Below are 21,592 nucleotides of genomic sequence, written 5' to 3' on the forward strand. Positions count from 1 at the left end.
CGTCAGAGGTAGTGTGTGCGCGCGAGTGCATCGAAATTGGCGCGGAGGTGGTCGCAATCCCCCTCTTCGCGCACCTCGCCGTCACGAAGGATGTAGAAGCGGTCCGCGATGTTCATCGCCAGGCGCATGTTCTGCTCGACCAGCAGCATGGTCCGACCTTCATCCTTCAGTTCGCGCATGATCCGCGCGATTTCGTCGACGAACATCGGCGCAAGCCCCGCGGATGGCTCATCGAACAGGATGATCTCCGGCCTTGTCATCAGGGCACGCCCGATCGCCAGCATCTGCTGCTCGCCCCCCGAAAGCGTTATCGCCTTCTGCGCATGCCGCTCCTTCAGGCGCGGGAATTTGGCATAGACGCTTTCGAGCGCTTCATCGGAATCGTCCCCGCGCACCGCCGCGCCGAGCACGAGATTGTCGCGCACCGAAAGCTGCGGGAAGAGATCCCTGTATTGCGAAACCTGGACGACGCCCGTTCGCACCACCGCATGCGGGGGCCGGCCCTTTATGCTTCGGCCGCCAATCTGCACATCCCCCGCGGTCAGGGGCAGGAAGCCGCTGACCATGTTCAGGAGGGTCGTCTTGCCGCTTCCGTTCGCGCCCAGAAGGGTCACGACTTCGCTGCGCCGGACGCCAAGGGACACCCCGCGCAACGCGGCTGCCTTGCCATAGTGGACGTGGACGTCCTCGACGCGGAAGAAGAAATCATTTGTTTCCAAGATACGCCTCCAGCACCACCGGGTCGTTTCGGACCGCCTCGGGCGTGCCGCTCGCGATCATCTGCCCGTGATTAAGAACGACGATGCGGTCCGATACCGCCATGACCAGTTCGAGAACATGCTCCACCAGAAGGATTGCGACACCACCGGCGGCCAGGCGTTTCAGGAGAGCACCGAGATTGGCGCGATCCGTCGCCGACAACCCCACAGCAGGCTCGTCCAGCAGGATCAGCCGCGAATGTTGGGCAAGCGTGCGCCCGATCTCCACCAGGCGCTGCTGGCCGGATGACAGGTCTTCGGCTTTTACATTCCTGAGATGGGCGATGCCGAGATCATGAAGCACCTCTTCGGCTCGTGCGATCGACGATCTCTCTTCGGCGACAGCGGACGGAAGCCGCAGGATGTTGCCTATGATGCGCCGCTCCGTTTCGCAGTGCAGGCCGGTCAGGATGTTTTCGAGAGCCGAAAGCTTCTTGAGCACGCCGCCATTCTGGAACGTGCGCCGCACGCCAAGGCGGGCAATCGCGTCGGGCCGCTTGCCGGTGATGTCGCTCGCGCCGAAGAAAACCCGCCCGGATGCCGTTCGGGCGAAGCCGGTGATCGCGTTGAACAGGGTCGACTTGCCGGCCCCGTTCGGCCCGATGAGCGCGCAGATCTCGCCCGCGTTCAGGTCGAAGGATGCACCGGATACGGCCGTCAGTCCACCGAAGCGAACGGAGACATCCGCGACGGAAAGCACGGATTGTTTTGGCGGCGCCGTCATGACTTGCCTCCGAAGAACCGGTCGCGCAGGCCGGAGACCCGCCCACCCAGAAACCCGCCGATGCCTTCGGGGAAAAAGCGCAGGACGATGATGAGGAGCAGACTGAAGACGATCTCTTCCAGGCCCGGGAAATTACGCAGCGTTTCCGGAATGGCGGTCAGCAGGAGCGCCCCGAAAATCGATCCGACAAAACTGCCGAGGCCACCGACCATGACCATGGAGAAATGGACCAGCAATTGGGTAAGCCCGAAGCTCTCCGGCGTGATCCGCCCAAGAAGGCAGGCATACATTCCGCCTGCCACGCCAACAAGCGCACCGCTCCAGACGAATGCCAGGATCCGGAAACCGGCGGTGTGCATTCCAAGGCCGAGCGAAACCGACTCGCTTTCCCGGACGGCGACGATCGCGCGGCCGACGCTGGAGCGCAGCAGATTGCGCGTGACGGTGAGGCAAAGGACGGTAAAGACCAGGAACACCCAGTATTTGCCGATTTCCGTCGTGATCTGATAGCCGGCGAGCTTCATGGCAGGCACTTCAAGGCCGCTCGAACCCTGCGTGATGCTGCCGCCATGGATGTAGAGCCAACGCAGCAGTTCTCCCGTCGCGAGCGTGACGATCGCGAGCTGATAGTTGCGGATGCGCAAGGCCGGAATGCCGACGAGAAAGCCGGCAATGCCGCCACCGATCCCCCCGACGAGAATACCCGGAATGAAGTTCAGCCCGCCGTTCATCGCAATCGTCGCCGCATAGGCTCCGACGCCGAAGAAAGCGACGTTCGCGAAGGCAAGTTGACCGAGATAACCCAGGAGTATGTTGAAGCCGAGGGTGACCAGCGTGTAGATCAGCATCATGCTGGCAACGAAACGCCAATATTCGTTGAGGCCGAGCGGCACCAGGGCCACGCCCACAATGGTGAGGACCAGGACGACGCGCGGTATGTCGTTTGATGCGTGGGCCCACATCCCGGCGCGCCGTGATGGGCTGGAAATATCAGACACGTGTCGCCTCCTTCTTTCCGAGAATGCCGTTGGGCAGCACGATCAGCACGACGATGATGACCAGATAGGCGAAGATATCGATCAGGGCGGTCGAGATGTAGAAACCGGCCAGCTGCTCGGCGAGGCCAATGATCAGCCCGCCAAGGACGGCGCCGCCGAGATTGCCGAATCCGCCGAATGTCATGGCCGCGAAGGCCTTGATGAGCAGATGCGCACCCATGTCGGGGTAGAGCATCGTCACGGGGGCGACAAGCGTTCCGGCCACGGCGGCAATGCCGGCGACCACGCCCCACATGGCCATATGAAAGCCGGGAACGTTGATCCCCACAAGGGCTGCGCCGCGAGGCACCTGCGACGCGGCCTGCATCAACTTGCCGAGCTTCGTTCTGGCGAAGAAGAGAAAGAATGCGACCACGAGTGCCATGCAACCACCGATGATGAGCAGGTCCTGAGCCGTCAGGACGATGCTGCCGATGAAGATCGGCGGCACATCGATGATGGGCGGCATCCTGAGGACCTCCTGCCCCCAGAAGAAACGCGCCACACCGGTCAGGAGGTAAGACATCGCGACGGTCATCATGGCGACCGCGACGTGCGGCCCATGAGCAATGGGCCGCACCAACATGCGTTCGCAAGCCATGCCCAGCAGAACCAGAACCGCGACTGCGGCTAGGAAAGCGAGCACGAAAGCAAGGCCGATAACCTGCGAGAACACATAGACCGCGAACGCGCCTGCCATGAAGAACGCGCCGTATCCGAAATGAACAACTCCGGTTGATCGAAACAGGACCGTCATTCCAAGTGCAATGACGGCGTAGATGGAGCCCTGAACCAGGCCACTTGCCACAAGCTGTGCAAACATGGATCTGTTACTCGGACCAGGTCTTCAGGACGGTCGGTTTTCCATCACGGTAGGCGATCATCGCCCCGCCATTCACACCGGCATGATTGTCGGCCGAGAACGTGATCGGCGTGTTGAGTATCCCGGACTGGAAATCCGTGATCGATTCCATGGCGCCGATGAACTTGTCCCGCGTCAGATCGGGGCCGGCCTGCTTGAGCGCCTCGATGACGGCGAGCGCGCCGCCCATGGCCTCGTAGCTGAAAGTATCGGCCCGATGATCTGGAAAATACTTCGCGATCATCTTCGTCCAGGGTTCGATTTCCGGGCTGCTGAGCGCCGGCTCATAGGCATAGAACGTGTAGAAATTCGCCATCGCCGCCATGTCGCCGACGCGATCGCGGGTGTCTTCCAGCGACACGCCGAAATTACCGAGGATGGGCGTGGTCATGCCGAACTTGTGGGCGTCACGAACGAGAAGCGCCGTTTCCGCCGGATAGAGCATCGCCAGCACGAAATCGGGCTGTGCGTTGCGCAGTTGCAGGATCTGCGGCGTCGCATCGGTAGTGCTGCGCTCCAGCGCCAGTTTCAACGAGATATCGAGGCCATACGCGTTCTTGAGGTGCTCGGTGGCGACGCGCGAGTTCGTTTCGCCCCACTCGTCCGTGTGGCTGATCAGCGCGATCTTTGCCGTGCCCGGCCTGGACATGGCGAAATCCACCATCTGGGTGGCCACGACATCCGAGTTCGGGATCGGCTGGAAGAGGTTCTTCTTGAAGGGCTTCACGATCCCGGCGCTGGCAGCGCCCAGGATGACGAACGGCACGTTCTGGCGTTCGAGATCGTCACGCACGGCCATCACGGTGCCGCTGCACACGCCACCGTGGATCATGAACACGTCGTCCTGCGCCGTCAGTTTTCTGACGGCCGAGATCGCGCGGGCCGCATCGCACCCGTCGTCCTCCCGAACGACCTCGATCTTGCGGCCGTGGATGCCGCCCTTCTCATTGATTTCGTTATAGACGGCCTCGGCGCCGAACGCGGCACGTCCGAAGATCGATGCACTGCCCGTCAGCGGCGCGAAGATACCGATCTTGATCGTATCCTCGCTGACGCCGGGCTCGGCGAAGACCGGATTGGTCACAGCGACCATGGCTGCTGCAAGAATGGCTATTATACGCTTCATCGTTTATCCTCCCAGATTATGATTGGACGTGACTACTTGCCTTGGAATACCGGCGTGCGACCTTCGTTGAACGCGTTCACTCCCTCCACGCGATCAGCGGTGTCGACAAGCCGGTTGTATGCCTCTATCTCGAAAGCCATGCCGGTCCGCAGGTCCGCCTGCATACCGAAATGGATCGACTTCTTCGCCTGGCGGATCGACAACGGCGCATTGGCGCAAATCCGCTCCGCCACCGCGCTCGTCTGTGCGAGAAGCTCTTCTGCCGGAACGATCCGATTGACCAAGCCCCATTGCAGTGCGGTTTCCGCCGAAATGGGCACCGCGCTGAAAATGAATTCCTTCGCCCGGCGTTCCCCGACAGCGCGCGGCATCGTCTGGGTGCCCGAGCCGCCCGGCATCACGCCGATCTTCACTTCGGTCAGAGCGAAACGCGCATTCGGCGAAGCGTAGGCAAAATCGCAGCACAGGACCATTTCGCATCCGCCCGCATAGGCTGCGCCGTTGACGGCGCCGATAAGCGGAATGGGGCAATTGAGCAGCGCCTGACGCATCGATTCGAAGACCGCATGCTGCGCGCGCCAGGCCTCCGTGGTCATGTCCTTGCGCTGCTTGAGGTCCGCACCCGCGCAGAAATGACGTTCGCCGGCACCGGTCAGGACAACCGCCCGGTAATTGCCGGGGTCATGCTGGAGAGCCGAGAAGAGATCGATAAGCTCCTGGCCCGTTTCGGTGTTGACGGCGTTGGCGACATGCGGCCGGTTGAAGGTGACGACAAGCAGATGCGGGTTGTGTTCCTCCACCCGGAGCATCTGGAATTTATCGCGGTCGATCGCGTTATGGGTGCTCAAGAGTTGACCTCCTTCGTCAATTGCCTCGGAAAATAGACGCCGTTGTCCTGGCCGACCGACGGGGCGACGCGGTCAAGGCTTGCCCGCGCGCCGTCGAACGACACCGGCAGTCCGAGCAGCCGCATGGTATCGTCATTCACCTTCTGCAGAATGCCGAGCGCCTCGACCTGCGGGTGGGCGATAACCTGATCGACAGTGTGAATGGGGCCGTTCGGGATGCCCGCCTGGTCGAGGACGCCGAACCAATGGTCCGCCGGCCGCTCGCGCAGAGTCTCGCCGAGGATGGGGACGAGGACCGCCCGGTTGACGACGCGGTCCTTGTTGGTCGCAAACCGCGGATCGGACGCCAGCTCCGGCCGGCCGATCGCCTCGCAGAGTTTGCGGAACAGGTTGTCGTTGCCGGCGGCCACCATCATGTAGCCGGTCTGCGTCTCGAAGGCCTGATAGGGGACGATGTCGGGCGATGCGGAGCCGACCCGCTTTGGCATTTTTCCCGAGCAGAGATAGGACGTTACCGGATTGAGCATCCAGGCGAGCGCGGTTTCGAGGAGCGAGCAGTCCACGACACCGCCTTCGCCGGTCCGCCCACGCTCCAGCAAGGCCCCCAGCACACCGATGGCCGCCCACATGCCGGAGGCCATGTCGATGATGGAGACCCCGACGCGGATCGGCGGCCTGCCGTCCTCCCCGAGGATGCTCATCATGCCGCTGAAGGCCTGCATGAGTGGGTCGTAGCCCGGGTTCTCGCGCAACGGTCCCGTGGCGCCGAACGCGCCGATGTTGCAGTAGATGAGAGCGGGCTTGATCGCCTTGAGATCGGCTGCACCGAAGCCCAGGCGATCAAGGGCACCGAAGCGCATATTCTGAATGACGACGTCCACATCGTCGATGATCAGCGCCTTGATCTTCGCAACCTCGGCGGGATCGGAGAGGTCAACGGAGATTGCCTGCTTATTCCGGTTGAGGCCGTGAAAGATGGCCGCATCGCCGCGCCAGAAGGGCGGCCCCCAGCCACGCGCGTAATCTCCGCCGCCGGGCCGTTCCAGCTTGATGACTTTCGCACCCAGTTCTGCAAGGATGAAACCTGCATAAGGGCCGGCCACGCTATGGCCGATCTCGATCACTGTGATGCCTTCCAGCGGCTTTACGCTTGCCATGTAATCCTCATATCTCTCGAAAATTGTCGCTACCGATCGCGATGCGGATCAGCCGCTGCGATGCGCACGCAATTGGTGGCGAAGAGCATCGGTTGCGCCCGGATCGAGACGACCATCGGAAACGACCACGCCATAGTCCCGCTCGGCCGATTCCGCCGAAACATAGCCGTCGATAACATCGCTCCATACGTCGTCCGCGGGCCGCTCCAGCGGATCGCCATAGCCGCCGCCGCCTGCCGGCTGGATGCGGACCCGATCCCCCTTCGCGATGATCTCCTGCTCGCTCTTGGCGCGGAGCATCTTCGTCTCGCCGCTTCCCCGCTCGATCGAACTGTTGAAGGTCGCACCGGAGAGGCCACTGAAGAGGCCTTTCGGCGCCACCCGCCCGCGCTCCGCGATGACGGTGCATGTCGCCTGTTCGAAGCCGACCTTGTAGGTTCGCCGGGCTGCGTTGCCGCCACGCCAGCGCCCTGCTCCGCCGGTGTCGGGCACCAGCGCCCATTCCTCGATCGTCAACGGGCTGTTGTGCTCGATCAGTTCCACCGGTTGCGCACCCGCATTGCCGACCAGGACGCGAATGGCCGAAACACCATCCTTGTCCGGGCGCGCGCCCATGCCGCCTGCATGAACGTCGATCGTCGACACATAGGTCCGGCGCATTGCTTTGCGACGGTCGAGATCCGGATCGTCGCCGCTGAAGATGCCGCAGCACGCCGCGCAGTTGCTCTGCGCGATCACACGATCCGGCAGCGCCGAGGACAAGGTCCTCAGCAGCAGGTCGATGATGCGCGGAGAGGTCTCCGTATTGCCGCTGACCACGGACGCAGGGTAGACGCAGTTCACCAGCGAACCTTCCGGGGCGATGATCTTGACCGGTTCGTAGCAGCCCTGGTTGATCGGAATGCTGAGGTCCGTGATGGCCTTCACCGCAAACCAGGTGCTGTTACAGGTGACGGACAGGGGGCAATTGACGCCGCCGCGAACCTGCGGCGCCGTACCCGTGTAGTCGAAGCAGATGCTGTCGCCTTCCACGGTGATCTTCACTCTTATCGGAATGAGGTCCGCGTCACCCACGGGCTCTATGAAGTCGCTGCCCGTATAGACCCCATCAGGAATCGCCTCGATCTGCGCGCGCATCCGGCGCTCGGAATAAAGGAGTGTTTCCGCCATGGTCTCGGCGAGCGCAGCCGGTCCGTACTTGCGCGCGAGTTGCTGGAGGCGCCGGTCGCCACAGAACGTGCCGGCATACTGCGCCAGGATGTCGAGTGTGCAGGCATCGGGATTGCGGGTGTTGTGAACGATCATCGACATGATGTCCGTCACCGGCTCGTCCTTGCGGTAGATGAACACCGGTGGGATGCGAACGCCCTCGCCGAAGATGTCCCAGGTGTCCGGCGTAAAGCTGCCGGGGCTCTTGCCGCCGATGTCCGTCCAGTGACCGCGGGTCATCACGAAGGCGATGATCTCGTCGTCGAGAAAGACGGGACGTGTCAGTTGGATGTCGGGCTGGTGATTGCCGCCGCCGAGATAGACGTCATTGCTGATGATGACGTCGCCCGGGCGAAGATTGTCACGGCCTACGGCCAGTACGGATTCGCGCGTCGATATGACCGCGGATCCGAGCATGGTCGGAATGTCGTTGCCCTGCGCGACCAGTCGCATTTCGGCATCGAAGATTGCCGCGGAAACGTCGCCGCCGGCGTGAATGATCGGGCTTGCGGCGGTCCGCATCATCGCGACCTTCATCTCGCGCGCCGTCGCGTAGAGCGCGCTGCGCAAGACCTCGTAGGTGATACGATCGAGCATCACGAATTCCTCTTCAGGTGGATGTTGCCCTCGCCGTCGAGGTCGGCTGTCCAGTCCTTCGTGAAAACAAGGCTGGAGCTGCGCTCCTCGATGATGCCGGGGCCGACGATTGCGGCGCCGGCTCGCAGCGCCTCGCGCCGGTAGCAAGCAACCTGCTGCTGTTCACCCCCGATGACGACGGCGCGGTGGCGGAACGGCGTGACGTCGTCCCCCGCCCCGGACGCTTGCGCCGGGATGTTCAGAACGGTGGGCAGCGTCACCTGAAGACGCAGATTGACGAGCGTCACCGGAGCGCCCTTGCGAGTGAAGTTCCAATGCCGCTGGTGCTCCACGGCAAAGCCTTCAGCGATGGAGTCCATCGTCACATCCGCCGCGGAATCGATGTCGACGGAGAGCGTCTCGGCCTGACCCGCGTAACGGCAGTCGGCAGAGTAGCGCGCAATCGCACCGTTCCAGCCCTCGCCGCCTGCTGCCAGCACCTCGTCCGCCTTCTGCTTCAGATCCGCCATCAACGCTTGCAATCTTGCGGACGTCAGTTCGTCGAGATTTACCAGCACGGGCTGCTGAAGGTCGTAGGTCTGGTCTGCGATCAGCATGCCGAAGGCACTGAGCAATCCGGGAAGGTTCGGAACGATGACGTGGTCAATATCGAGTTCGTCGGCGATTTCGATCGCGTGCACCGGACCGCCGCCGCCGAAGGGGATGTAGGCGAAGTCACGTGGGTCGAAGCCTCGCTCGACGGTCAGAAGGCGGATGGCCTGCGCCATGAGCGAGCTTCCGATCGAACGGACGATGCGCGCCGCCGCCTCGATACTGACGCCAAGAGGCCTTGCCAGATGGACATCGACGGCTTTCCGCGCCGCTTGGATATCAAGTTCGAGTTCGCCGTCCATGAAGCCGTCGGGATCGATGTAGCCGAGGATCAGGTTGCAGTCCGTGATCGTCGGATCGGTCCCGCCGCGTCCGTAGCAGGCCGGTCCCGGCACCGCGCCGGCACTGTCCGGTCCGATGCGCAGACCGCCGGCCTCGTCAATCCGGGCGATGGAACCGCCGCCCGCGCCGATCGACTCGATGTCGATCGTCGGCGTGCGGACGGTCACCGTCTGAAGCACCGTGCTGGTGCGCAACTGCGGTCGCCCCGCGTGGATCATCGAGACGTCGAACGTCGTACCGCCCATATCCCCGGTGATGGCGTTCTCGATGCCGATGCGCTTGCAGAGCTTGACCGCGGCTGTAACACCGCCTGCAGGGCCTGATTCCAGCAACGTTACCGGGCGGTCCATGACCAGCGGCGCGCCCGCCAGCCCACCATTCGACTGCATGAACAGGACTTCGCCATCGATGCCGAGCTTGCGGACCTCCTGTTCGAAGGTGGATATGTATCGCTTGCACTTCGGCCCGATCATGCCGTTGATGACTGTCGTGCTGGTGCGCTCGTATTCGTACATTTCCGGATTGACGTCGCAGGAGGACGTGACGAAGACGTCCGGCAGTTCTGCCTGCAGGAACGAGACGACCGCCTTCTCGTGAGCCGGGTTCACATGGGCGTGAAGCAGGCAGATGGCGACGGCTTCAATCTCCGCGTTTTTCAGGACCGCGCTCAACTCCTGGAACTGCGCGGTGTCGAGGGGCCGCAGCACTTCTCCGTCAAAGGCGACACGCTCGTCGACCTCGAGGCGCAGCCGGCGCGGAACGAGCGGTGCGGGGTTCTTGAAGAAGAGATCATAGAGATCGGCGCGATCATGTCGCGATACGCGGCGAATCTCGAGGATGTCCCTGAACCCTTTCGTCGTCAGCAGCGCCGTCCTGGCGCCCTTGCCCTCGACGATCAGATTGGTGGCAATCGTGGTGCCGTGACCGATGCGTGCGATCTCGGCATAATCCGCGCCAGACTGGCTGATGATCTTCCGGATACCGTCGAGCGCACCGCGTGCCGGATCCTGTGGCGTGGTCGCAACCTTCGTGAACCACATTCGGCCCAAGCCGTCATCTATCAGGACCACGTCCGTGAACGTGCCCCCGACATCAATTCCGATTCTTTTCACGTTTCCTCCAGATGCGTCGTCGGTTCCGCGCCGCTTTCTTGTTCTTGAAGACACAATGCCTTCTATGGAGTTGGTGATGCAAACGACTTTATCTGCCGGTAAGCATGACTTTTTGGAAGCCTCACGGGACAGGCCCCGAATAGGAGACCATCGTACCCGGCGCTCGCCGTGCTTTCCGGTCATCAGGGTGCACAGTTCGAGACGTTCGCGGCAGCTCCTGCACATGACGCGACCGTCATGAAGTTTCAACGACAGCCACGTTGCATCGATAGGCACCAGCCCGATCAGGAATCCAGGCCGTTCGGCTTCCAGATGTGCGTGGACATGATGTCACGCAGCTCCGTGCGTACCGTTCGGAATAGCGGGCGATAGGTCGAGGACATGGGGCGCTGCGAAGACGTGGCCAGGATGAGCTTGCGCGTGATCGGCGGATCGAAAGGCCAAACCTCGACGCGCCCGGCTTCGGCCAGGATGTGAACGGAGGCGTAGGGCAGGACCGTGAAACCGGCCCCTTCCTCGACGAGCAGGAGGGTGGACGGCATGGCTTCCAGCTCCATCTCGACATTCGGATAGATGCCGCGCTCCGTCAGGATGTTGTCGATGAGCCGGCGCAGGCCGTGCGGCCTGCTGGGCAGGATCATCGGCACGCGGGCAAAGATGCCGAGATCGACCGGTCCTTGCGGCGGGCGCATGTCGCCGAACGCCGGGCCGATGAGAAAGAGCTCGTCGTCGGCGAGCGGTTCCGTCAGCACCGAGGGATGATTGGGAGAGTTGTAAAGAACGGCAGCGTCGATGCGGCCGGCGATCAGCCATTCCAGGATATGCCCGCTGAAGCCCTCGATGACCTGTAGCGCCACATGCGGGAATTCGTTCTTGATCTTCTTGACGAGGGGAACGGTCAACACGGTTCCGACGGAGGGCGGAACGCCGAGCACCAGCCGCCCGCGCGGCGACGATTTGAGGTTGGCGACCGCATTCTGCGCCAGGCGCATGCGCTCGACGATCTCGTCGGCATGCGCCTTCAGCAGAACGCCCGCCTCCGTCAGCACCACGCCACGTCCGTTTCTGTAGAACAGCTCGACCCCCAGCTCTTCTTCCAGGCCCCGGATGTGCCGCGTGATCATCGGCTGCGTCACGTTGAGGTCGAGTGCGGCCTTGGAAAAGCTGCCCGCAGCGCCGACGGCAACGAAGACCTGAAGCTGTTTCGTGTCCAACGCGTGCCCTGCTCTTCTCGTTCGCTGCGGCACGCCGCATGCCTGTGCCTCAGAATCCGAAAGGGTAGCGCAGTCCGCGTATGTTCAGGAAAACCGCATAGACCGACGTCGTCGCCGTGATGAACAGCCGGTTGTTGCGGGGTCCGCCAAACGCCACGTTGGCAACCATTTCAGGGACGCGGATTTTCCCGAGCAGGGTGCCGTCCGGATGATGGGCCTGAACGCCATCCCAGGCACTGACCCACAGGTTGCCCGCAATGTCGACGCGCAGGCCGTCGGGAATGCCCGGGGAAATGTCCGCGAACACGCGGGAATTTATCAGCCGGTCGTTTTCGACGTCAAACAACCGTACATGGTGCGGCGCGCTGCGATCCGTCAAATAGCCGGAATCCGCAACGTAGAGCTGCTTTTCGTCCGGAGAGAATGCAAGCCCGTTGGGCATTGCGAAATCGTCGGCGACGATCGCAAGGTTCCCGGTCGCCGGATCGATGCGGTAGACATGGCACGCCGGCTGCTCCTGGATGTCCTTTCGCCCGACATAGTCCGAGATGATGCCGTAGTTCGGATCGGTGAACCAGATGCTGCCGTCGGACTTCACGACCACGTCGTTCGGCGAGTTGAGCCGCCGTCCGTCATAGGCATCCGCCAGGACGGTGATGGACCCGTCCCATTCGGTCCTCACCACGCGCCGCTCTCCCTGCATGCAGGTGACCAGCCGTCCCTGCCGGTCTCGCGTGCTGCCGTTCGGATTGGCGACATGGCCGCGGAGCAGCGAGACGGCGCCGGTCTCCTCGTCCCATTTCAAGATGCGGTCGTTCGGAATGTCGCTCCAGACAAGGCACCGCATGTCGGCGAAATAGACAGGCCCTTCGGCCCATCTGTTGCCGGTGTGGATCGTTTCGAGGAAGGCGACCGGATCGATGAGATCGGCAAAGCGCGGATCGAGTATCTCGTAGCAGGACATGCCCGTCTCCGTCACGGCAACCGGATCGCGACCGTCTTCGTCTGGGTATAGAGATCGAGCGCCTGCGCGCCGAGCTCGCGCCCCCAGCCGGACTGCTTGAAGCCGCCGAAGGGCATGGTCACGTCGTTGAAGTTGTGGCAGTTGATCCACACCGTACCAGACTTGATCTTCGCGGCGAGCCGATGGGCCGCACCGAGATTGTTGGTCCAGATCGAGGCGGCAAGCCCGTATTCGGTATCGTTCGCATCGCGCGCGAGCGCATCGAGATCCTCGTCGTCGAACGGCATGGCGCATGCCACCGGCCCGAAGATCTCCTCGCGAATGACGGACATGTCCCGGGTCGTGTTCGATATGATCGTCGGCTTGACGAAATACCCCGTGTCGCCCGCCCGCCCGCCGCCGGTGACGATCTCCGCGCCGCTCGATTTGCCCTCGCAAATCAGGCGCGTGATACGCTCCATCTGCTGCTGCGAGACGACCGGTCCAAGTTCGCTCGAAGGGTCGAGGCCCGGCCCGAGCCGAAGCTTCTCCGCCCGTTCGGCAACCCCGGCCATGACCTTGTCGTAGATCTTCCGGTGCACGAAGAACCGCGTGCCGGCGCCGCAGCTTTGGCCGGCATTGAAGAAGGCCGCGCTGGAGGCGCCCGCGACAGCCATCTCGACATCGGCATCGGCAAGGACGATCGTCGGCGCCTTTCCGCCGAGTTCGAGGCTGACCTTCTTCAGGTTGCCGGTCGCCGCCCGCGCGATCATCTTGCCGACCTCGGTCGAGCCGGTGAAGGCGATCTTGTCGATATCAGGATGGCCGGACATGGCAGCGCCCGCCGCCTCGCCGAAGCCCGTGACGATGTTGACGACGCCTTCCGGGATCCCCGCCTCCTCGACGAGCTTGCCGAAATAGAGCGCGCCGATGGGCGTCTGCTCGGCCGGCTTGAGCACGATGGTGCAGCCGGTCGCAAGCGCCGGCGCCACTTTCCAGGCGAGCATGGCGAGCGGGAAATTCCACGGGATGATCTGCCCGACGACCCCGACCGGTTCCCGCCGGGTATAGGCATGCCAGTCGCCCGGCGCGTTGATCGTCATGGACTCGCCGTTGAGCTTCGTCGCCCAGCCGGCATAGTAGCGGAACGTCTCGGCGGTGAAGGGCACCTCGCCGTTGCGGGAATCGCCGATGGGTTTGCCGCATTCATAGGAGTTGATCGGCCCGAGCATGTCGACATGCTGCTCGATCAGGTCGGCCAGCCTCCATATCAGCTTGGCGCGCTCGGCCGGCACCATGGACGACCACGGGCCGGAGAACGCCTTGCGCGCGGCCTTCACCGCGAGATCGACATCGGCGCCCTCGCCGGCCGGAACCGCGGCGATGACCTTGCCGCTCGACGGATCGAGAACATCGAGCGTCCTGCCCGAGGCCGCCGGCAGCCATTGGCCGCCGATCAGCATCGCGTGCCTGCCCGATACGAAGGCGGCGACCCTGGGGTCGAGAAATTTCGACGCGTCGATATGCGCGGTCATGGACATCCTCCCGGTCCGTTGCTCAGGTCAGCGCTGCACGAAGGGCGCGGGAATGGAGTTCCCCGCGTCGATCCACACGCTTTTTTCCTGCAGATATTCATCGATGGCCGTGCGGCCGTTCTCCCGGCCGAAGCCGGACTGCTTGTAGCCGCCAAAGGGCGAAAGGTAGCTGGTTGCCCGGTACATGTTCACCCAGACGCTGCCGGCCTCCAGGCGCTCCGGCATGCGGATGGCGCGGCCGAGATCCTGTGTCCAGACACCGGCGGCCAGGCCATAGATGCTGTCGTTGGCGATGGCGATCGCTTCCTCCTCGTCCTCGAAGGGGATGACCGACAGGACCGGGCCGAACACCTCCTCGCGGGCGATGCGCATGGACTGGGCGACGTTGCCGAAGATGGTCGGCTCGACGAACCAGCCGCTTGCGATCGCCGGATCGTCCGGCGCCTTGCCGCCGAGAAGCTGGCTCGCCCCCTCGTTGCGGGCGATGTCGATATAGTCGAGCACCTTCCTTCGCTGGGGCTCGGTCGTGATCGGCCCCACCTGGGTCTCGGGGTCGAGCGGATCGCCGATGCGGGCCGTGCGCGCGAAGGCGACCAGCTTTTCCGTCACCTCGTCATAGACCGACCGCTGCACGAGCGCCCGCGAGCCGGCGATGCAGGTCTGCCCGGTCGCGGCGAAGATGCCGGAGACGAGGCCCGGGACCGCCGCCGCCATTTTGGCGTCGGCGAACACGATGTTGGCCGACTTCCCGCCGAGTTCGAGCGTCACTTTCTTCAAGCCGCCGGCGGCCGACTGGTAGACGCGCCGTCCGGTCGCATCGCCCCCGGTGAAGGCGACCTTGGCGACGGCCGGATGGGTGACGAGGCGATCGCCGATCTCGCTTCCGAACCCGGTCACGAGATTGACCACGCCCTTGGGAAAGCCCGCCTTCTCGAAGAGCTTCGCGAAGGCGATCGCCGAGACGGAGGAGAATTCCGAAGGCTTCCAGACGGCGGTGTTGCCCGCCGCAAGGGCCGGCGCGAGCTTCCAGGTCGCCAGCATGAGCGGCGAATTCCAGGGCGTGATCGCCGTCACGACGCCGAGCGGCTCGCGGCGCGTGTAGTTGAACACGCCGGGCTTGTCGATCGGTATGACCCGGCCCTCGATCTTGTCGGCAAGCCCGCCGAAGAAGCGGAACCATTGCGGAATGTACCTGCATTGCATCCGCATTTCGTTGATCAGCTTGCCGTTGTCCCGCGTCTCCAGGACGGCGAGGGTCTCGGCCTCCTCCGCCACGAGATCGGCGAAGCGGCAGAGAAGCTGCCCGCGCGCCGTCGCCGTCATCGTCCGCCACTCGCCGCGGAACGCTTCCGCCGCCGCCTCGACCGCCTGGTCGGCATCGGCGACGCCAGCCCTCGGCACGAGCGCCCAGGGCCTGCCGGTGAAGGGATCGAAGGATTCGAAGTAATCGCCCGACGCCGCGGCGGTCCAGCGGCCGCCGATCAGCATTTCGAGTTTTTCCTCGGCAAGTGGCGGACGCGCGATCATGCCCCGGCTTCCTGCATGGCTTCGCGGGCGAGGCGGAAGGCATCGACGCCGGCCGGCACGCCGGCATAGATGACGACCTGGAGGAGGACCTCGCGGATCTCGTCCTTCGTCACGCCGTTGCGCAGCGCGCCCTTGACGTGCATCTTCAGCTCGTGCGGGCGGTTGAGCGAGGCGAGCATGGCAAGGTTCAGCATGCTGCGCGTCTTGTTGTCGAGCGTGTCACGGCCCCAGACGGCGCCCCAGCAATATTCGGTCACCAGCTCCTGGAGCGGACGATTGAAGTCGTCCGCGCTGTTGAACGACTTTTCGACGAACTCCGGTCCGAGAACCGACTTGCGGATCTCCAGACCCTTGTCGAACACGTCCTTGCTCATTTCGGTATTCCTTTCTGTCAGGCTTGGGAGGTTAGAGGCCCGGTGTGGGCCGATACTTGCGACCACGCGCAATGACGTTTCCGAGCGAACCGTCGGTGATGTATTCCTGTGTCGCCTTCGGGTCGTACTGAACGTTTTCCTGGCCCGGATAGCCGATCAGCGCGCGCACCTTCGGGTTCATGTAGTAGGTGGCGACGGCGATCGTGGTGACGGCGCTGAACGCCGCCGGCCTGTCGCGGTTGATCTCTTCGAGATGCGCCTCGGGGCCGGCGGAAAGATCGATCTGCAAGGCGTCCGCGAAGCCCTCCTTGAGGTCGACACGGAAATCGAGCGCGGTCCCGGCGTCGGCGAACGTGCAGACGTCGCTGAATTTCGGCATGCGCTTGTGGGCCGGGATCAGGAAATCCGCGAGCGCCAGAAAAATCTCCTCGCGCGTCATGTCAGGCCACCTTCTGGTTTCGGCGCTCGGCAATCATCCGGCGCGTGTTGCGAAGGGCGACGGCCATGATGGTGGCCGTCGGATTGGTCGCGCCGGATGTCGGGAAGGTCGAGGCATCCATGATGTAGAGGTTCGGCACGTCATGGCAGGCGCCGAACTGGTCGACGACCGATGTCTTCGGATCGGCCCCCATCACGCAGGTGCCGATCAGGTGCCAGCCGGATTCGCGCACGGGCGTCGAGACGAGCGTTTCGATCGCGCCCGCCGCCTTCACGGATTCCAGGCAGCGGTCGATGTTGAACTGCAGGAGGCGGTTCGAGTTCTCGTTGACCTTGTAGATGATCTGCGGCGCGGGAAGCCCGTCGGAATCGACGAGGTCCCTGGACAGCACGACCTGGTTGCTCTCCTCCGGCAGGTCCTCGCCAACGATGCCCCAGATGAGCGAATGGCCGAAGCGGCGGTCGACATTGTCGTGCAGGTTCCCGCCCCAGAAATCTTGGAAACGCCCCTCCTCCGCCACATAGACCTTCGAGCCGATGGCGCCGGACACACCGACAGGCCCGCCCGACGGCATGCAGTTCCACTTGGAGCCGCGCACGAAACCCCGGCTCTCGTCGGTCTCGTAGAATTCGAGCGAATAGACCTGCTGGCCGAAAGGACCGCGCCAGGAATCGAGTGGATCCTCGTAGGAGGCAAGAACGCTCGCGAAGGGGTGCATCATGAGGCGCTTGCCGACGAGGCCGGAAGAATTGGCAAGACCGTCCGGATTGCGGCTGCCGCCGGACATCAGCAGCAGGCGCGGCGTGCCGACGCCGTTTGCGCACACGATGACCACCTTGGCGCGCTGCCGGCGATCCCGGCCATTGGCATCGACATAGACGACGCCGGTGGCAAGCCCCTGGTCGTTGGTCTCGATCTCCTTGACGCGCGCGCGGGTCACGAGACGCGCGCCGGCCTTGAGGGCGAGCGGCCAGTGCGAGCGGTCCGTCGTCGACTTCGCCCCCTCGGGACAGCCGGTCAGGCAGGTGCCGCGCCGAACGCAGGCGTTGAGCTCGCCGAATTTCTCGGACGGGATGGCGTTGCTGCCCGGCCACCAGTGCCAGCCCATATTCTCCATGCCGAGCGCGCCCCGGCGGCCGACGGAGCCCATCGGCAGGGCGGCGAAGGGATAGGCCGGGCGCGGCGGGAAGGCGGGATCGCCGGCAAGCCCGGACACGCCGACCTCCCGCTCGATCTCCAGCTGGTAGGGCAGAAGGTCCTCGTAGCTGAACGGCCAGTCCTCCGCGACGCCGTCCATCGAGCGCACCCGGAAATCCGACGGCAGGAAATGCATCCACTGCGCGCCGTAGAGCGTGGCGCTGCCGCCGACCCCGGCGAACATCAGCGGGTTGATGTCCGTCGTGGACGTGTCGACAGGATAGTCGTTCGGATTGTCGCGGACATTGGGATTGGGATGCCAGAGCTTGGTGCTGACCAGCTCATGCTCGGGCCGGGCGCCGGTATAGTCGTTGTATTCCGGCCAGTCGCCCTGCTCCAGCACGACGACGGAAACGCCGGCGCGCGCCAGGTGCAAGGCCGCCACGGAGCCGGACGGGCCGGCCCCGACGATGACGACATCCACCTCCTCGTCGCGCCGCGGACGCGCGCCCCTGTCGGCAAGGTTCTCGATTGCCATATGTTCCTCCATTCCCGGCGCCTTGGCGCCTCAAACTAGCCGCGTGCGATAGAAGGCCGCCGCGCCGATGATGATGATGCCCTTGATGATGAGCTGCATTTCGATCGGAAACCCGAGCAGCAGCACGAGATTGTTGATGACGACGAGGACGGCGACACCCAGTAGCGCCCCCAGGATGGTGCCGCGCCCGCCCGACAGCGCGACGCCCCCCATGACCGCCGCGACGATGGAATCGAGCTCGTAGCCCTGGCCGACCCAGTTGGACACGGTGCCGACATAGCCGAGCAGGAACAGCCCGCCGATGCCCGCGCAGACGGAACAGATGACGTAGCAGGCGATGGTGACCCGGTCGGGCGCGATGCCGTTGAGGAACGCCGCCTTCGGATTGCTGCCGACCATGAAGATCTCGCGCCCGAGCCGCGAGCGGTGCAGCACGATGGACAGCACCACCGCCATGACGGCAAGCGTCGTCAGGTTGACCGGAATGCCCCAGATGCGGCCGGACGCCAGGAACGACATGCCCGGCGGCAGCGTGCTGATCGGCGCGCCGCCGGTATAGGCGAAGCGCACGCCCTGCAGGATGATCATCATCGCCAGCGTCGCCAGGAACGGGCTGACATTCCGTTTCGCGACCAGCCAGCCGTTGACGAAGCCGACAAGGGCCGAGAGGACGATGGCGGCGAGGAAGATCACCGGGATCGCGTCGTTGCTCGTCGCCTTGAAGGCCGTGGCGAGCACGGCAACGGTCGCCATCAGCGAGGCGACGGACAGGTCCAGCCCGCGCACCATGATGACGAAGGCCTGGCCGACGACCACCATGCCGAGCGGCGCGGCGATGGTCAGGACGTTGACGAGGTTGGCGGGCCGCAGGAATGTCGGCGACAGCAGCGCGGCGGCGACGAGCAGCACGCCGAGGAAGATGGCGAGCCCGAACCGCTCGAACAGCGCGGCCATCGAGAAGCTCCTTCTGGATTTCGGCAAGGTGGCTTCTAGGGGCGCCATGTCACTTCCTCCGCACGGTATGGAAACCGACTGCAACGATGATGATCACGCCCTGGATGATCCACTGGTAGTAGGACGAGACACCGACGAAGTTCAGCAGGCTGTTGAGCATCGTCACGAGAAGCACCCCGAGGAAGGTGCCGAACACGCCGCCGCGCCCGCCGGCAAGGATGGTCCCGCCGACCACGACGGGCGTGATCGACTGCAATGTCAGCGCGGCGCCGATGCGCGGATCGCCAACACCGGTGCGGGCCGTGAGGAAGAGCCCCGCAATGCCGGCGCAAAGGCCGGAAAGCGCATAGGCCATGACCGTGATGCGCCCGACGGCCAGGCCGTTGAGCCGTGCCGCTTCCGCATCGCCTCCGACGAAATAGATGTTCCGCCCGGCGCGCGTGCGCTGAAGCCAGAGCCCGGCAATGGCGAAGACGACGACGAGGACGATGGCACTGACGGGAATGCCGCCGACATTTCGGTAGGCGATGTCTTCGAGGGCACGCGGGATCGAACCGCCGGGTTCCTTGCGGTACATCAGCGTTCCGCCGAAGATCACCGACGACATGCCGAGCGTCACGATCAGCGGATGGACGCGCAGGACCACCGTCAGGATGCCGTTCACCGCACCGACGGCCGCGGCGGCGGCGAGCGCCAGCGGAACGGCCAGCCAGACCAGGTCCGGCCGCCAGTCGAGGAAATTGGCGAGAAAGACGGTGACGGCGCTGACCAGCGAGCCTATGGCAAGGTCAATGCCGCCCATCAGCACGACGAAGGTCTGCCCGAGGCTGACGAGGCCCAGCACGATCAGTTGCTGGAGCACGTTCGTGACGTTGCGCCAGGTGAGGAACCGGTCCGACAGCACGCCGCCCGCCACGAGAATGAGCAGGATGAGCCCGCCGACGATGAGATAGGACATCATCAGGCGGTTGCGCCGCAGGTCCATCAACAGGGCGCTCATGCCACCTCTCCCAGCCGTGCCGCGGCATTGCGCCGGTCGACGGTCTTCACGGCGAGCGCCATGATCGCCTCTTCGGAGAGCGCCTCGCCCGGCACCTCGCCGACGACATGGCCCTGCGCCATGACGACCACGCGGTCCGACAGGCCGACCACCTCAGGCAGTTCGGAACTGATCATCAGGACGCCGACCCCCGAATCCGCCAGCTTGCGGATGAGCCGGTAGATCTCGACCTTCGCGCCGATATCGACGCCGCGCGTCGGCTCGTCGAGGATCAGCAACCGGTCCGAGATGCGGGACCAGCGGCTGAACAGCACCTTCTGCTGGTTGCCGCCCGACAGGCTCCCGACCTTGACTTCGGGCGATGGCGTCGCGACGGCGAAATCGGCGATCTGGCGTCTGGCGATCTCCCGCTCGCGCGAGCGGTCGACCAGTCCGCGACGCGTGACGCGGCCAAGGTCCGGCGCCACGATGTTGCTTGAAATGGGCAGGTTGAGAAAAAGGCCTTCGTCCTTGCGGTTCTCCGTCAGGAAGCCGACGCCGCGATCGATGGCAGCCCGCGGGCGATGGTCCCCGAGCGGCTTGCCGTCCAGCTCGATCGTGCCGCTGTCGATGCCGCGCATGCCGAACACGGCCTCGGCGACCTCCGTGCGGCCCGAGCCCACCATGCCCGCGACGCCGACGATTTCGCCGGGCCGGACGTCGAGCGAGACGTCGCGCACGCGCGGCCCCGCCGCCAGGCCGCGAATGGAAAGCACCGTGTCGCCGGAAGGCGCGACCGTCCGGCGGGCGGGATAGATCTGCTCGAGCTGGCGGCCGACCATGCCGGTGATCATCTCGGTGCGCGTCATCGCGCCGACGGGCCTGGAATCGACCACCTGACCGTCCTTGAGGATGGTGACGTGGTCGGCGATCTCGAAGATCTCCTCGAGCCGGTGCGAGATATAGACGATCCCGACGCCCTGGCCGCGCAGACGGCGCATGTTGGCGAAGAGCAGATCGACCTCCTTGCCGGAGATGACCGCCGTCGGCTCGTCGAGGATGAGCAGCTTCAGGTCGCCGACCAGGGCCTTGGCGATCTCGACCATCTGCTGGTCGGCGAGCGGAAGCTCGTCGATATGGGCCCGCGTCGGAATATCGACACCGAGCTGCGCCAGGATTTCGGCGGCACGCGCGTGGCGGGCCTTGTCGGAGATGAAACCGAGGACGCCGCGCGGCTGCGCATCGACGAGGATGTTCTCCGCCACGCAGAGCTCCGGGAAGAGGGCGAGTTCCTGATGGATGATATGGATGCCGGCTTCGCGGGCTTGCCGCGGGTTCTTCCAGGCGACGGTCCTGCCGAGATAGGTGATCGTGCCCGCGTCCGGCCGCACGGCACCGCCGATGACCCGCGTGAGCGTTGATTTGCCCGCGCCGTTTTCCCCGAGAAGCGCGTGGACCTCGCCGGGGCGAACCGTGAAGTCCACCCGGTCGAGCGGCTTGACGCCCGGATATGACTTCTCGATCTGACGCAGCTCGATAACCGTTGATGACATGTCCCGCACTCGATCCCGCTCCTGTGAAAAGCCGGC

At 64.3% G+C, this 21,592-nt stretch carries 19 protein-coding genes; all 19 read right to left on the reverse strand.

Translation table 11 applies throughout. From position 1 onward, the window contains the following. Positions 1-2: 2 nt before the first annotated feature. Positions 3-719: an ABC transporter ATP-binding protein gene (locus L0976_RS16080; protein ID WP_203316341.1), complete on the reverse strand. Its 717-nt coding sequence runs from the start codon at positions 717-719 to the stop codon at positions 3-5. Beyond that, positions 706-1,482: an ABC transporter ATP-binding protein gene (locus L0976_RS16085; RefSeq protein ID WP_234188289.1), complete on the reverse strand. Its 777-nt coding sequence runs from the start codon at positions 1,480-1,482 to the stop codon at positions 706-708. Before L0976_RS16085 ends, L0976_RS16080 begins: the two co-directional genes overlap by 14 nt. Then, positions 1,479-2,480: a branched-chain amino acid ABC transporter permease gene (locus tag L0976_RS16090; protein WP_234188290.1), complete on the reverse strand. Its 1,002-nt coding sequence runs from the start codon at positions 2,478-2,480 to the stop codon at positions 1,479-1,481. The genes L0976_RS16085 and L0976_RS16090 overlap by 4 nt, the downstream gene beginning before the upstream one ends. Then, positions 2,473-3,342, reverse strand: a complete 870-nt coding sequence (locus tag L0976_RS16095) for a branched-chain amino acid ABC transporter permease (RefSeq protein ID WP_203316344.1) — start codon at positions 3,340-3,342, stop codon at positions 2,473-2,475. The genes L0976_RS16090 and L0976_RS16095 overlap by 8 nt, the downstream gene beginning before the upstream one ends. 7 nt (positions 3,343-3,349) lie before the next feature. Next, positions 3,350-4,507: an ABC transporter substrate-binding protein gene (locus L0976_RS16100; RefSeq protein ID WP_234188291.1), complete on the reverse strand. Its 1,158-nt coding sequence runs from the start codon at positions 4,505-4,507 to the stop codon at positions 3,350-3,352. A gap of 32 nt (positions 4,508-4,539) precedes the next feature. Then, positions 4,540-5,355: an enoyl-CoA hydratase/isomerase family protein gene (locus L0976_RS16105; protein ID WP_234188292.1), complete on the reverse strand. Its 816-nt coding sequence runs from the start codon at positions 5,353-5,355 to the stop codon at positions 4,540-4,542. Then, positions 5,352-6,512, reverse strand: coding sequence for a CaiB/BaiF CoA-transferase family protein (locus L0976_RS16110; RefSeq protein WP_234188293.1), 1,161 nt, complete (start codon positions 6,510-6,512; stop codon positions 5,352-5,354). The genes L0976_RS16105 and L0976_RS16110 overlap by 4 nt, the downstream gene beginning before the upstream one ends. A 48-nt stretch (positions 6,513-6,560) precedes the next feature. Then, entirely contained in the window at positions 6,561-8,318 is a 1,758-nt protein-coding gene (locus L0976_RS16115) for a hydantoinase B/oxoprolinase family protein (protein ID WP_234188294.1), read from the reverse strand. Continuing rightward, positions 8,318-10,363, reverse strand: coding sequence for a hydantoinase/oxoprolinase family protein (locus tag L0976_RS16120; protein WP_234188295.1), 2,046 nt, complete (start codon positions 10,361-10,363; stop codon positions 8,318-8,320). The genes L0976_RS16115 and L0976_RS16120 overlap by 1 nt, the downstream gene beginning before the upstream one ends. Positions 10,364-10,647: 284 nt before the next feature. After that, on the reverse strand, positions 10,648-11,577 hold the full coding sequence (locus L0976_RS16125; RefSeq protein WP_203316349.1) for a LysR substrate-binding domain-containing protein: 930 nt from the start codon (positions 11,575-11,577) through the stop codon (positions 10,648-10,650). Between the two features lie 49 nt (positions 11,578-11,626). Further along, entirely contained in the window at positions 11,627-12,541 is a 915-nt protein-coding gene (locus L0976_RS16130; protein WP_234188296.1) for an SMP-30/gluconolactonase/LRE family protein, read from the reverse strand. Positions 12,542-12,552: 11 nt separating this feature from the next. Next, complete coding sequence (locus L0976_RS16135; protein WP_370643692.1) at positions 12,553-14,055, reverse strand: aldehyde dehydrogenase family protein; 1,503 nt, start codon at positions 14,053-14,055, stop codon at positions 12,553-12,555. Between the two features lie 27 nt (positions 14,056-14,082). Then, the gene (locus tag L0976_RS16140; protein ID WP_234188298.1) at positions 14,083-15,582 is read right to left on the reverse strand and encodes an aldehyde dehydrogenase; all 1,500 of its coding nucleotides are present in this window, start codon (positions 15,580-15,582) and stop codon (positions 14,083-14,085) included. After that, the gene (locus L0976_RS16145; protein ID WP_203316352.1) at positions 15,579-15,956 is read right to left on the reverse strand and encodes a carboxymuconolactone decarboxylase family protein; all 378 of its coding nucleotides are present in this window, start codon (positions 15,954-15,956) and stop codon (positions 15,579-15,581) included. The genes L0976_RS16140 and L0976_RS16145 overlap by 4 nt, the downstream gene beginning before the upstream one ends. A 31-nt stretch (positions 15,957-15,987) precedes the next feature. Continuing rightward, complete coding sequence (locus L0976_RS16150) at positions 15,988-16,395, reverse strand: hypothetical protein (protein WP_234188299.1); 408 nt, start codon at positions 16,393-16,395, stop codon at positions 15,988-15,990. Between the two features lies 1 nt (position 16,396). Further along, a complete protein-coding gene (locus L0976_RS16155; protein ID WP_234188300.1) occupies positions 16,397-18,070 on the reverse strand; it encodes a GMC family oxidoreductase in 1,674 nt (557 codons plus the stop codon). A 30-nt stretch (positions 18,071-18,100) separates the two neighbouring features. Further along, positions 18,101-19,072, reverse strand: coding sequence for an ABC transporter permease (locus L0976_RS16160; protein WP_234188301.1), 972 nt, complete (start codon positions 19,070-19,072; stop codon positions 18,101-18,103). Position 19,073: 1 nt separating this feature from the next. Then, positions 19,074-20,024 carry an ABC transporter permease gene (locus L0976_RS16165; RefSeq protein WP_234188302.1) on the reverse strand — a complete coding sequence of 317 codons (951 nt, stop codon included), beginning with the start codon at positions 20,022-20,024 and terminating at the stop codon, positions 19,074-19,076. Then, positions 20,021-21,556, reverse strand: coding sequence for a sugar ABC transporter ATP-binding protein (locus L0976_RS16170; protein WP_234188303.1), 1,536 nt, complete (start codon positions 21,554-21,556; stop codon positions 20,021-20,023). Before L0976_RS16170 ends, L0976_RS16165 begins: the two co-directional genes overlap by 4 nt. Positions 21,557-21,592 lie beyond the last annotated feature (36 nt).

The sequence above is a fragment of the Shinella sp. NM-101 genome (assembly GCF_021401195.1).
In the GTDB taxonomy this organism is placed as follows: domain Bacteria; phylum Pseudomonadota; class Alphaproteobacteria; order Rhizobiales; family Rhizobiaceae; genus Shinella.